This is a genomic window from Lysinibacillus sp. NPDC048646 (genome assembly GCF_050272295.1).
GTDB lineage: Bacteria > Bacillota > Bacilli > Bacillales_A > Planococcaceae > Lysinibacillus.
The window spans coordinates 1-12,194 of the sequence record NZ_JBNNLZ010000019.1; the positions used below are offsets into that span (position 1 = coordinate 1).

A 12,194-nucleotide genomic window follows, 5' to 3' on the forward strand; every position below is an offset into this window, starting at 1 on the left:
ACTCTCATTATACAGGATTTGGGGAGGTGCTCTATTTTCTTGTCATTTTAAGCTTAGAGCCGTAAGGTCTCAAAATTATGAAATTGACTCAATTAGAAAGATAATGAAGAAAATTACTTTTGTTGAAAAGGAAAAGAATTATTAAGATTTGCTAGTAATTTGATGATTGACAACAAAAAAAATAAAATTATAATGGTTGCGACAACTATAATCATGACTACTATAAAGGGGGAGTGAAATTGGAACTAGAAAAATATATTGGTGTTAATGTGCAGCGAGCTGCGCTTAAACTGAATAACTACTATCAAAAAGTAGTGAATCCGTTTGATATAACAGTGGATCAGTGGGAAATACTAGTCGTCCTGTGGGAAAAAGAAGGAATTACTCAAAAAGAACTTGCCAATAGACTGCACAAGGACCAAACGAATGTTGCACGAATGCTGTTTAAACTGGAGAAAAAAGGATTTATTTATCGCGTGATCCATGAAACGGATAGAAGGTCTTTGCGTGTTTATATAACTCCTAAAGGACGAGATATTAAAGATGAAATTCTTGCTCCTTCCATCGAAGCATATAATAAAACCATCAAGGGTTTATCCGAAGAGGAAGTTGAAACGTTTAGAAGAATTCTTACCGTAATGTATAACAACGTAAAAGATTTATAATCAAAAGAAGAGCATTTCTTTACATTTAAGAAGCCCTTGAGGACTGAGGCTTTCTGACACATGTTTTTTGTATCCGATTGAAGTGATTCTCCTCACATTAAAGGGGAGAATCAAAATTGGAAGCCACAGTAAAGATTTTTGGGATATATACTTGCTGTGGCAATTATGGACAAGACAATTATAAAATTATTTTAAAGGAGTGTTTCAGGATGGAAATTTCCCAAAAAGAAGTTGGGGTTTTCGACGCTAAATATAGAGCATTGACGATAGGAATAATACTTGCTGTAACTACCGTTGCGTTTGAAGGATTAGCAATTGTCACGATTGCTCCGAGTTTGGCTCAAAAAATGAATGGGCTTCATTTATATGGCTGGATATTCAGCGCTTTTTTGTTGGCACAAATTCTCGGAACGATGATTACGGGTCAGCGAATCAATAAAAACGGCGTTTTTGCATCGTTTGGCATATCGATTCTATTTTTTATGATCGGCATCGTGATTGCGGCTACTTCCGTGAACATGATTACGCTAATTGTAGGGAGAGTGTTTCAAGGGTTTGGAGCAGGGGGTGTCATTACGTGCGTGTATTACAGTATTACTTTAGGTTATCCTGATAAGCTGAGAACGAAAATACTTGCTTTGTTTTCCAGCGCATATATTTTGCCTGCATTAATTGGTCCTTATATTGCTGGGCTTATAGCAGAGTATCTATCCTGGAGATTCGTTTTTTGGCTGGTGCTCCCTTTCATAGCTTTGGCTGTAGTGCTGACGCTTCCCGCCTTCCGCAAATTAACAGTTAGAGGGGATACTGCTTCCAAGAATAGCCGAAAAGAAGGCTATGCAGTACTCTTGGCTATAGGAACGGGGATGTTGCTGGCTGGGTTAAGTTTTATAACCGATTGGAAAGGAATTATACTTTCGGTAGCAGGATTGTTTATCATGATTCAGCCTTTGCGAAAGCTTCTGCCGGAAGGTACCTTAAGTGCCAGAAGAGGTTTGCCTGCTACGATTGCCTCAAGAGGATTCTTTGTTGCTTGTTATAATGCGACCGAAAGTTATGTTGTCTTGGCTTTGACAGATGTGAAAATGCTTCCTGCAGATTTGGCCGGCTTAATTGTGGCCGCGGGTGCATTAAGCTGGTCAACGGCAGCTTGGCTACAGTCAAAGCTTGATGCTAAAGACCATGGAAATGGCCGAAAGAAACGGGTATCGGTCGGTCTTGGGTTTATGATCATTGGAGTTGCTGCGGTAATGCTGGCTGTTGGTCTTCCAGAGGGAGGAATCATATTTGCAGTAATTTCACAGCTTTTTACTGGATTCGGCATCGGTTTGGCACATCCTACCACTGGAGCGATTGCGTTGCAACACGCTAAAGCAGGTGAAGAGGGAGATATATCCGCCAGCCTTCAGTTTACTGATGCATTTAGTCCCGCTTTAAGCATCGGGATTGGCGGAGCTCTCATTGGAGTTAGTCAGTCGCTGAATTTGGGATTGTTGACGGGGATTCAATTGGCTTTGTTTCTTCAATTGCTTTTCGTACTCATGAGCTTTATGATTTCCTTCCGCATCAAACAAACCAGAGTTTCTGAGGGGAATTAATCAGTCCTGAATTCGGGGGAATTTGATCCTGTTCCAGTCTTATCAGCCACTACCCAACCTTTCGGCACTCAGGGAATTGTAGAGCTATTATTTTACTCCTTTTGATGGCCAAATGATCGCAATGTCATTTCGCGAACCATATGGCAACGGAAGAAATAATTAAGACCCTTAAAGTCAAAAATAAATAGAAAATTAATGTACTAAAAAAGGTTACTTAACGTAACCTTTTTTAGTACATTAATTCCTATAACGATTGTTATGGTGACCCTTCTTCACCTCCCGTGAAAGAACGAAAGTCTTTCATTATCTGTGGTGCTATGAAATGTAGCATCGTTGGCTAACAGGGCAGTTCCTGGCTTCAACATTCAATTTTTTTGGACAGCTAACGATGAGGACTTTTTAAGAAGAAGGTCGATTTTTACATAAAAAACTAGCTTCTCTTTGATATTGGAGAAACTAGTTTTTATTGTGTAACGAAGCAGTTTAGTTGAATAAACAGTCAGTTATAGAGAACACTGAAATATGAGGTGTTTTCTTATGAAAAAGGTTTTTATATTAATTATTGCCATTTCTCTTTTTACCATTTTATCAAAAACTAAAGCAATGATAAATGAATATGAGGAAAAATCATTTTTAGATTTGAACACCCTACATTTAAATATTATTGTATTAAAACCAATGGAGAACTTCTGATCCTAAATCAATAACTAAACCAATAGATTTTTTAACGTAAAAAATTCGCGTTTTTACTGAAAACCTATAAATAAAATAATAGTTTATTAATTCTTAAAAGCTATTATTCAATCAAGAAGCCGATTTTTCTTAGCATATAGGAAATCGCTTTTACTTTTCGAATTATGCTTAGCGAGGGAAAGTCCAGTTTTCAATTTCTATAAGGGTTTCATCATAATAAAGTTGTTTAAAAAGGGTGAACCTTAAGGGTTTTATAGTCCAATTTTAAACAACTTTATTAATATCTATTTTAAGGATTATCTTCTTACTATCGAAATTAAACAACTTCCATGTATTCAACGTTTGCTTCTTTAGCAGTCATGCTGGAACAACTACTATGAATGGTTATTTTAATTATTCTTCACTCTACCTTCCTTATTGTCCAAACAACTGTATTCGATATGAATAAAATATTATATAGAATAGGAGGTGAATATAAAATGGCATCATTTGAGATTGGAGCAAGAAGTCTTTTCAATTTTCGAAACGAACGCTTTTTCCTATTAGTTGAAGATGAAATTACAATTCCAGATAACGGTGTGGAGATTGATCCAGTTAATATCTATGAGATTGACCAACAAACTTTCAATTTTATCAGAGATGAAGGAGATACACCTGTAGTTGTACCACGTTTTAACCTTCCTCCTGTACCACCTGGATTTAAATTAGAACGAAAATGTATTTTTACAGTCGATAATTCATACTTTGTAATCTATGATTTAGAAAATGGTACTGATAACAATGTTATATTAAGAATCAGTGCAGCTTTATTTAACTCATTAAGAAATTCTGGTGTTCGTGAATGTGTTCCTCAAAATTTTATTAACTAAATGTTATCGCCCTTTTAAATGTAAGGGTACAAAAAACAAGCGACCAATTTTATTGGCTGCTTGTTTTTTCGTTTTTATTTTTTTACCTTGATCTCGAACAAATAAAATAATTCCAACCACATTAAAAAAGATTCCTTTGTTTCAAAACTCAACAGGCAAGAGACTACCTAAAAATCCCACAGCAGAAGATTAAATTTCTATTTGTAAAATGGTAACTAAACAACAACGTTTGGAATAGTTTCAATGTTCGTTCATAACTTAAAATTCCAAATGCGCTTATTGACCATTGTGAGGATTAGTCGAAAGAAAATTTGCAGCAGGAGGAGACGAGTTGATCTCCAACGCAAAAAAATTATTTGACAACATGATACGATTAAACCTATTATGGTTATTGTAGATACATTAAGTCTTTTATTAGAGGTGATTCAAACAATATGAAATTTTCAAAAGCTACAAATTATGCTCTTCACACCATGTTTTTTCTTGCAATGCACACATCCAACAAGCTTGTTGGTGTACAGGAGTTAGCAGAAAACAAAAAGTTTCTCCGACGTACCTATCCAAAATATTGATTAAGTTGGCTAAAGAAGGAATGATTATTTCTTCTTCAGGTGTAAACGGAGGTTATTTGCTTAGTCGAAATTTGGAAAAATACATGCTATTGAAGGTAAATCATCTTTATTTGATTGCTGTTTAGAGTCTCCTTCAGAATGTGCTTTAAAAAAATAATGCTTTCGGCAGAGAAGAAAATGGAGGAAGAGTTAAAGAATCAGAAAATATCAGATCTTGTTAAAAAAATCTGTGGAATTATAATCCACTTTTATTTTTTTGTGGATCGAAGATATAAAAAGTCTTTAAAAGCTTTAATTATAGTTTCAATTTAGTATAAAAAAATATAATTTAATTGGGCAAAATATTTTTTATCAATTTTAAAAATAAGGAGGTAAATTTATGCAAATCATCATACTTTACTTAATTATGGGGATAATTATGGGAATGCTTTTCCCTATTCAGGCATCTATAAGTGCTCGTTTAGGTTCTTATTCAAAAACACCTTTAACAGCTTCGTTCATCGCATTTTCTTTGGGAACAGTGATACTACTCATTATTAATTTAATAGTAGATTCTGCAGGAATCAGTGTTGGGATTGATTTTTCATATCCATTGTATGTTTTTATCGGTGGAGCAATAGCTGGTATTGGCTTTCATGTGGCTAATGTCATTCTTTTTTTAAAACTAGGTGCTTCAGTTACAACAATAATAACTGTAACTGGGCAAATGATTGTAGGAATTTTAATCGATCACTTTGAGTGGTTTGGTGTACCAGCTAATCCTATTAGTACTACTAGAATAATCGGGACTATCATTATGATTTTAGCTATTTCATTGGTTCAATCTAAAAAGAAAAGAGATTTAACTGCGTCGTCAGAAGAGAAAAAGGATAGTAAAATCACTTGGATAATTCTAGGGGTTTTAGCTGGATTTTTACCACCCTTGCAAACCGCTATTAATGGAGAACTTCGCGTTGCAACGGGCTCTCTTTTAGGAGCTACTTTTATTTCTTTTTTTGTTGGTGCGATTATCTTGCTAATTTTGATTTTGATTACTAAACGTCGCTTAGAGATTCCTTTGTATGACACTCAAAAAAATCGTATTCCTATTTGGGTATATATGGCAGGTATATTTGGTATATTTATTGTAACAGGGAACATGGTCTTATTACCTGTACTTGGATCGGTTCTAACTACTATGATTTTTCTATTGGGACAAATGTTTATGGCTGTAATAATCGATCAGTTTGGCATATTTAATTTACAAAAAAGGAAAATTGATAGTAGAAGAATTGCTGCTCTAGTATTGACTATTATTGGAATAATATTTGTTAAGTTCTTGTAATTTTTTTGTGTGACTAGGTCTGTGATCAAAGATGAAATATCGACCAGGCGGCTTACGTCCAGTAACTTGTACGGAAACCAATGGAAGAAAGCTCAGCGCTTAATTTACGGATTAGCAGCTGTTTCTCGGATAAACTGAGCAAGTCGAGACTGATGGGGTAAACGCGCAGGTAACTGAGCGTCCAGCTGTCTACCGTAGTTAAAAAATGTCTCTGAATGTCCTTGACGTCCCTTCGAAACGATTTGGAAGAAGGGGAACATTTAGAGTTAGAAAGTAGGCATGAGGACTATGCCTAAAGACGGTTACCCCATTGTCGGTTTTCATGATCAGGTAAAGGGACTTTATTTAGCAGTTATGCATTCTGCAATCACGTTATCTCCTGTTATTAGTCGATTGATTGCGAAGGAGATTATGGATAATGTGCAGTTGGAAGACTTGGAAAGCTGCACATTATCTATGTTTTATCTACTAAATGATTAATCACTAATAGCTAAGAAAAGTTGGGATGCAACAAGTGATAGAATAAAAATCTTTTAGTAAAACTTTTATTTAAATCATTAGAGGTGAAAAAGATGAGTAATCCAATTATTAAGTTTAAATCATGTTGGGATAAAGCAAAAAGTAATTCGACATTAAAGCATCCCAGTGCAGTATGTGTTACTACGATTGACGAGCATGGCTTTCCATCTGGTCGCTTTGTAGATTTAAAAGCTGTTGATGACAGTGGATTTATTTTTTGTACAAATCTTGATTCTCAAAAAGGGAGGGATATCCAGCGAAATCCAAAGGTAGGGTTAACTTTCTGGTGGGAAGCAATCGGTTATCAAGTAAGGGTTAATGGATTTGCAACACAAATTCCATCCACTATTTCAGAAAAATACTGGAAAATGAGGCCAAGAGATGCACAAATAACCACATTAAGTTGTAAACAGAGTCAGCCTCTTTTATCAGAACAAGATTTAAATAAACAGTTTGAGGAAGCTAAAAGGAATATCGGAGAAATGCAAATACCAAAACCCGAAAATTGGGGAGGTTTTATCGTTAAACCTAAGTCTATTGAATTTCTAACTTTTAAAGAAAGTCGTCTGCATATTAGAGAATTATATTCAGCTTTTGGAGATGAATGGAAGAAAAGTCTATTGCAGCCTTAAATCAATGGAAAATTCCTTCGGTGTAATGAAACAAGAAATGTATTATGGCAAGGTTTATCGTAGCTGAAAGTAGCTGTTAATGGATATATGTATTACTTTTCATCAACAACAAGATGACGAACTTCAACATCGTTTTCACTTTAGCGATCAATCCAGTTCATTCAAAGAACTTGACCGATTGGTCATTTTTAGGTAAAATTTATTTGACCGTCTGGTTAATTTTGTTTGGTGAGCCAATTATTTTTAGAGTGGAATTGGATAATGATTAATAATATTTTGAAAAGGGAGTTTTTCACTTTGAACCAAAAAAGTATTTTTACATCTACCGTGTCGCTTATGTTGGGGTCTTCGTTAATTTTATCAGCATGTTCTCCTTCTGCAGACAAAAAAACGCAGGAGGATACAAATTCAACGCCGATTGTTCAAAATTCTGAACAAAGTCACTCTTCTTCTAATTCAACGAAAAATGAGAATCAACAGCCAAAAGGTACTGAAAATAGTACATACAATCCAACAACGGATGCTGCGATTAAACAATTATTTAATAAAATATCGCTAGATCAACCCGGTTATGCTTATATTGCGAGCTTCGACGATGGCGCAACTTATAAAGGGGCGGTTGGTTTGGAATCGATAGAGGAAAACCTGCCGATTACGACAAAAACGATTTTTAATATTGCTTCAGTCTCTAAACAATTCACAGCATTTGCCATTTTGTTATTAGAACAAGAGGGGAAGCTGAGTCTAGACGATTCAATAGTAAAGTATGTACCTTCCTTAGGTGCATATGCTGAACCTGTGACTTTAAGACATTTAATTCATCATACGGGTGGTTTAGTGGATTATATGGAATTAGCTGAAAAAGAAGGGTTTTCAGATAAGGAAAAATTAACTGCTGAACAATCTCTAGAACATCTTGAAAATCATCAAATGGCAGATTTTCCAGTCGGAACAAAATTTGAGTATAGTAACACAGGGTATTTTTTATTATCTTTAGTAGTTGAAAAAGTGAGTGGAAAATCTCTTCGCGAATTTTCGAAGGAACGTATTTTTGAACCTTTAAAAATGAATGACACAACAATCGTGGATAGTTATCCTACCAATATTCCAGTTGCTCGTGGTTACTCGAAGATGGAGCAAGGTGCATATGGAATATATGAAAGTCCTTGGGAACATACCGGAGATGGAGCGGTCCATACAACAGTTGAGGACTTAGTAAAATGGGGACAGAACTTCGTTACAGGTACTGTAGGTGGGAAAGAGCTTGTGAAAAAAATGGGAGAGATAGGTCCAAAAACTACTCCAACTGGGGAGAACATTATTGATAATGAAGACTATGCTTTTGGCTTGTCTATTGGTGAAGATTTTGATAGTCATTACTTAGAACATTCAGGAGGTTGGGCTGCATATCAATCGCAATTTATCCATTTCCCAGGGGAACGATTGACTATCGTGGTACTCAGTAATTATGAAGAATCAGAACCTACAATATATGCAAATAAAATAGCAGAAATTGTTTTAGGAAAAAGTGCAAAAAAGTAATGATTGATTATTGAACTTTTTGAAGAATGCAGCGGAGTGAGCGTTTAAATCAGTGCCTTAATTATTTTTACCCAATCGATTTCATGTTTCTTGAAAAGGAGGTTAACGCTTATGAATCATAAAGAATTAAAAAAGATAGCAGCTGCAGTTACTTCACCTACAGAATTAAATGATTTTGTTCAGTACGGAAGTGTTGGTGCAGCCATTGAAACCGTAGATGGTAATTTCTATACAGGGATTAGCATAGATACAGCTTGTTCCATGGGTTTTTGTGCAGAGCATGCAGCGGTTGCAGACATGTTGAAAAATGGCGAATACCAAATAAAAGCTTTTGTAGCAGTTGACTCGGAAGGAAATGCTGTTCCACCATGTGGACGGTGCCGTGAGTTGATCAGTCAGCTTTCAAAAGAAAATTTAGAAGCTGTTGTAGAGGTTGAAAATGACACGCTTGTTTTATTGAAAGAGATTTTGCCGTACGACTGGAAAACCAATCGAGGCAGAGAGTGGTAATTGATGACAAAGTATTTATAAATATACCGTTTTATAATAGTGGAAACTTTCGTACAATATACTTTAAGGGCAGTCTTAGAAGGTTTTGAATGGGAAGGCTATAAGCTAGAAGAAATTGATTCTTAGAAGAACCAAGGGAACGTCATGGAATCAGGTTTACACCAAGATTTGCTGAGACGCTAAGAATTTGTATCAAAAGAATAGTTTGCTATAAAAACAAGGCATTAATACAAGTAGAGAGTGAGCTAAGATACAGCTCACTCCTTTTTGTATGCTTTGAAAACCCCCTGCTGTGCAGGGGGTTCCGGTAAGCTTTTAGCTATGGACAATAAAAAAACTCCAATCGTACAATAAAGTCAGGTCTGGTCAACCGACTTCGTACGAAAGGAGCCTCCAAAAATGGATAATAAAAGTTTAGCACATACAACATGGAATTGTAAGTATCACATCGTCTTCGCACCGAAATATAGAAGACAAGTTATTTATGGTCAAATCAAGGCGGATGTAGGAAGAATTCTACGTCAGTTGTGTGAAAGAAAAGGTGTAGAAATTATTGAAGCAACAGCATGTCCAGATCATATACATATGTTGGTGAGTATACCGCCGAAACTAAGTGTATCTTCGTTCATGGGCTATATAAAAGGGAAGAGTAGCTTAATGATTTTCGACCGACATGCCAATTTAAAGTATCGATATGGAAATCGACAATTTTGGTGTAGAGGATATTATGTGGATACAGTCGGTCGAAATCGAAAAATGATTCAAGAGTATATCAAGAACCAATTACAAGAAGATATCCTACATGATCAGATGACAATGAAAGAATTCATTGACCCGTTCACAGGAGAAGAAATCAAGAGAAAGAAAAAATAAGTAAGCCGCTTTAGCGGTTTGTGTGGAAACGGAGTGCGGTTGGCGGACCTTTCAGAATGTCTTTAGACATGGGCCAGTACCCCAGCGTTTCACGCGCAGAGCAAACCACCAGTTATACTGGTGGTTCTGATTGTCTAGCTAAAAAAATATAGACATTACTATATTTCACCGAAATAGATGATCTTATAAAAAAGTTTTAACGTCTATTTATTATATCCCAAGCATTGGTAGATGTTTTCGGGTATGATAAGTGAGTGCCAATGCAATGCACTGTTTTAATTCATCTACTGGTATTTCATCATTCTTAGCAAATACAATCGCTCGATTACCTTCATAGTTGAATAAATCTCTATAAACCTCTTTAAACGTATCAACTAGCTTTGTATTACAGTTAAAATACATGGCGTATTGATCTGGGCTTGACTGTTTCCAGCCTATTCTAATTGTACTGCCTTTTTTTGTGATATAACTAGGCTCTCCCCATTTTAGCGTTTCGTCCACATGATTAACGCCTTCAATCTCTATTGCCGTATCCAAAATTAACTGACGAAGAATTAATAGTCTCGACTGAATATGTTCAGGATACTGTTCGAATACTTCCTCCACCTTAGTATTTTCAATTGCACTCATATTGATCATTCCTTTTTTAGAATAACAAACTAGTCAACAATTATTTCTAGGTATTCCATCGTACAGATTCAGCGATTAATAAATTTCTAAAAAAGTTGTCTGGTACAACATGAAAGCTATTTTATCGAAATATAAATTTCTGCTTGTCCGTCCTCTGGATTAATATCCTTACTATAATATTCAAAATCACCTGTGAATGCTCGGTTATTGCCTGGCTGCTGTGACCATTGCCAAATATCAGCCCAAGCACACTGCACCATCTCTATAATTGGGCCACGTTCTGTGACGAATACAGCATATTTTGCAGCAGGAACAGTAAATGTATTTATCATATCTAAGTTTGGAAGCTTTGATGCTTCCTGTACATGTACGCTGACCATTATTTCATAAAGTCCCGCATCTCCCTGTTCGTAGTTGAAGTAACAGCTATAATGACCATCTTCTTGTAGATTAACACCTAGCTTCTTACTAATATTTTGAGCATGGAACTGTTCAAATAACTTACCAATTTTGCCGTCTTTACTAAATTCGGTTTCATTTGTTGTAACGGTACTAATTCCAGCTAACGTGAAGGAGGGTAATTCCTCAATTCGGGTAGGTTCAATTCGTTTTGTAGTAATTATTTCTTCAGACGATACTTGCTTCCATTCAGTCATACTTTTTTGTTCGTTTTGTTTCATCCTTAATCATTCTCCTTATTATAGAATGAAACCAGTATAAAACAATAAACCTGACAACTGACTGTCAAGTTGCTTTGTCATTTTTATAAATTTTTGCTATTTTTACCGCACGACTAGCAATGATTTCCCGTAAATGTGGGGGCTCAAGCACCTCTACATGATGTCCTAAGCTAAGAATGAAACCATAGAGCCATTCATTTTCTGGATATGCCTTTTTTACTAGCCAACTTCCATCATCAACTGGCAAAAGTTCTTCAATGCCGAACCATTCTTCTGCTAAATGACGAGCTTCATCTTGGAATCGAAAGACAACTTCTGGTACATTGGATGGCTTGAATTTCTCCTTGTCTTCGATATGCTCCTGAGTAGCGGGATTTCGACGAATGAAGGTTCTTTCATGATCTATCGCGAGCCCTTTCATTCTTTTTAGTTTAAAAAGGCGGAACTCTTCTTTCTCTAAACAATAAGCTTGTAAATACCATTGCCTTCCTTTGAAAATGAGCTTATGTGGCTCTACTATTCGCTGGGAAATTTCGCCTTCTGCATTCGAATAGGTGAAGTTAACTAATACACAGCTATCTAATGATTCGTCTAATAGTTGTAGTTTCGGACGGAGATATTTACCACCACCCCAAGGAGAGTAATCGATGAGTACGCGATTTGTCTTATGTTGAAATTCTTCTTCATGTGCTGGCAGTACGACACTATTTATTTTTTCTACTAGTCGTTGGTGTTGCTCTTTATCATATGAAGTGGAGATACTGCGGAGGGCGGTAACGATAGCAGCAAGCTCGTCATTTGTTAGTATATTTCGATCCAAGCGGTAACCTTCTGACAAACCAATGCCACCATTTGTTCCTTGATAGGTGACGATTGGGATGCCGGCTGCATTAATTGCGTCAATATCTCGGTATATCGTCCGAATGGATACCTCAAACCGCTCCGCCAACTCCTTAGCCTGCACCATACGACGGTTCAGCAGTAGAATAATGATGGATAAAAGCCTTTCTAGTTTCAAAATATGTAACCTCCATTTCTATGAATAAGCAAGAAACTATTTCTTTGGGAATATTGGATAAAAGGAGTC

At 36.0% G+C, this 12,194-nt stretch carries 13 protein-coding genes and 1 pseudogene; 11 read left to right on the forward strand and 3 right to left on the reverse strand.

The genetic code is table 11. The annotated features are described in order from the left end of the window. Nucleotides 1-239: 239 nt before the first annotated feature. From ACQKII_RS17700 to tnpA, 11 genes and pseudogenes are all read left to right on the forward strand, one after another. Nucleotides 240-665: a MarR family winged helix-turn-helix transcriptional regulator gene (locus ACQKII_RS17700; protein WP_427461461.1), complete on the forward strand. Its 426-nt coding sequence runs from the start codon at nt 240-242 to the stop codon at nt 663-665. Between the two features lie 209 nt (nt 666-874). Beyond that, the gene (locus ACQKII_RS17705) at nt 875-2,263 is read left to right on the forward strand and encodes an MFS transporter (protein ID WP_427461615.1); all 1,389 of its coding nucleotides are present in this window, start codon (nt 875-877) and stop codon (nt 2,261-2,263) included. A 537-nt stretch (nt 2,264-2,800) separates the two neighbouring features. Beyond that, the gene (locus ACQKII_RS17710; RefSeq protein WP_427461463.1) at nt 2,801-2,956 is read left to right on the forward strand and encodes a hypothetical protein; all 156 of its coding nucleotides are present in this window, start codon (nt 2,801-2,803) and stop codon (nt 2,954-2,956) included. A gap of 479 nt (nt 2,957-3,435) precedes the next feature. Continuing rightward, a complete protein-coding gene (locus ACQKII_RS17715) occupies nt 3,436-3,825 on the forward strand; it encodes a spore coat protein (protein WP_427461465.1) in 390 nt (129 codons plus the stop codon). A 434-nt stretch (nt 3,826-4,259) separates the two neighbouring features. Beyond that, a pseudogene (locus ACQKII_RS17720) lies at nt 4,260-4,625 on the forward strand (Rrf2 family transcriptional regulator); the annotation flags it as partial. Nucleotides 4,626-4,776: 151 nt separating this feature from the next. Next, nucleotides 4,777-5,721, forward strand: a complete 945-nt coding sequence (locus ACQKII_RS17725) for a DMT family transporter (RefSeq protein ID WP_427461467.1) — start codon at nt 4,777-4,779, stop codon at nt 5,719-5,721. A 288-nt stretch (nt 5,722-6,009) separates the two neighbouring features. Next, nucleotides 6,010-6,201: a hypothetical protein gene (locus ACQKII_RS17730; RefSeq protein WP_427461469.1), complete on the forward strand. Its 192-nt coding sequence runs from the start codon at nt 6,010-6,012 to the stop codon at nt 6,199-6,201. Nucleotides 6,202-6,293: 92 nt separating this feature from the next. Then, complete coding sequence (gene pdxH, locus ACQKII_RS17735; protein WP_427461471.1) at nt 6,294-6,872, forward strand: pyridoxamine 5'-phosphate oxidase; 579 nt, start codon at nt 6,294-6,296, stop codon at nt 6,870-6,872. Nucleotides 6,873-7,169: 297 nt separating this feature from the next. Next, the gene (locus tag ACQKII_RS17740; protein ID WP_427461473.1) at nt 7,170-8,414 is read left to right on the forward strand and encodes a serine hydrolase domain-containing protein; all 1,245 of its coding nucleotides are present in this window, start codon (nt 7,170-7,172) and stop codon (nt 8,412-8,414) included. A 111-nt stretch (nt 8,415-8,525) separates the two neighbouring features. Continuing rightward, nucleotides 8,526-8,924 (forward strand): cytidine deaminase family protein, encoded by a 399-nt coding sequence (locus tag ACQKII_RS17745; protein WP_427461475.1) that lies wholly within the window; start codon nt 8,526-8,528, stop codon nt 8,922-8,924. Between the two features lie 399 nt (nt 8,925-9,323). Next, nucleotides 9,324-9,797, forward strand: coding sequence for an IS200/IS605 family transposase (gene tnpA / locus ACQKII_RS17750; protein WP_427461477.1), 474 nt, complete (start codon nt 9,324-9,326; stop codon nt 9,795-9,797). A 210-nt stretch (nt 9,798-10,007) separates the two neighbouring features. Here the strand turns inward: tnpA and ACQKII_RS17755 are convergent, their stop codons facing one another. From ACQKII_RS17755 to ACQKII_RS17765, 3 genes are all read right to left on the reverse strand, one after another. Further along, nucleotides 10,008-10,427, reverse strand: coding sequence for a DUF1801 domain-containing protein (locus tag ACQKII_RS17755; protein WP_427461479.1), 420 nt, complete (start codon nt 10,425-10,427; stop codon nt 10,008-10,010). Nucleotides 10,428-10,543: 116 nt separating this feature from the next. Next, a complete protein-coding gene (locus ACQKII_RS17760; protein WP_427461481.1) occupies nt 10,544-11,107 on the reverse strand; it encodes a GyrI-like domain-containing protein in 564 nt (187 codons plus the stop codon). Nucleotides 11,108-11,171: 64 nt separating this feature from the next. Then, entirely contained in the window at nt 11,172-12,125 is a 954-nt protein-coding gene (locus ACQKII_RS17765; RefSeq protein ID WP_427461483.1) for a helix-turn-helix transcriptional regulator, read from the reverse strand. Nucleotides 12,126-12,194 lie beyond the last annotated feature (69 nt).

Excerpts from the sequence above, each read along its gene's own strand:
- ACQKII_RS17705 (WP_427461615.1), top strand. The coding sequence starts at position 875 with ATGGAAATTTCCCAAAAAGAAGTTGGGGTTTTCGACGCTAAATATAGA.
- ACQKII_RS17710 (WP_427461463.1), top strand. The coding sequence starts at position 2,801 with ATGAAAAAGGTTTTTATATTAATTATTGCCATTTCTCTTTTTACCATT.
- ACQKII_RS17715 (WP_427461465.1), top strand. The coding sequence starts at position 3,436 with ATGGCATCATTTGAGATTGGAGCAAGAAGTCTTTTCAATTTTCGAAAC.
- ACQKII_RS17725 (WP_427461467.1), top strand. The coding sequence starts at position 4,777 with ATGCAAATCATCATACTTTACTTAATTATGGGGATAATTATGGGAATG.
- ACQKII_RS17730 (WP_427461469.1), top strand. The coding sequence starts at position 6,010 with ATGCCTAAAGACGGTTACCCCATTGTCGGTTTTCATGATCAGGTAAAG.
- pdxH (WP_427461471.1), top strand. The coding sequence starts at position 6,294 with ATGAGTAATCCAATTATTAAGTTTAAATCATGTTGGGATAAAGCAAAA.
- ACQKII_RS17745 (WP_427461475.1), top strand. The coding sequence starts at position 8,526 with ATGAATCATAAAGAATTAAAAAAGATAGCAGCTGCAGTTACTTCACCT.
- tnpA (WP_427461477.1), top strand. The coding sequence starts at position 9,324 with ATGGATAATAAAAGTTTAGCACATACAACATGGAATTGTAAGTATCAC.
- ACQKII_RS17755 (WP_427461479.1), bottom strand. The coding sequence starts at position 10,427 with ATGAGTGCAATTGAAAATACTAAGGTGGAGGAAGTATTCGAACAGTAT.
- ACQKII_RS17760 (WP_427461481.1), bottom strand. The coding sequence starts at position 11,107 with ATGAAACAAAACGAACAAAAAAGTATGACTGAATGGAAGCAAGTATCG.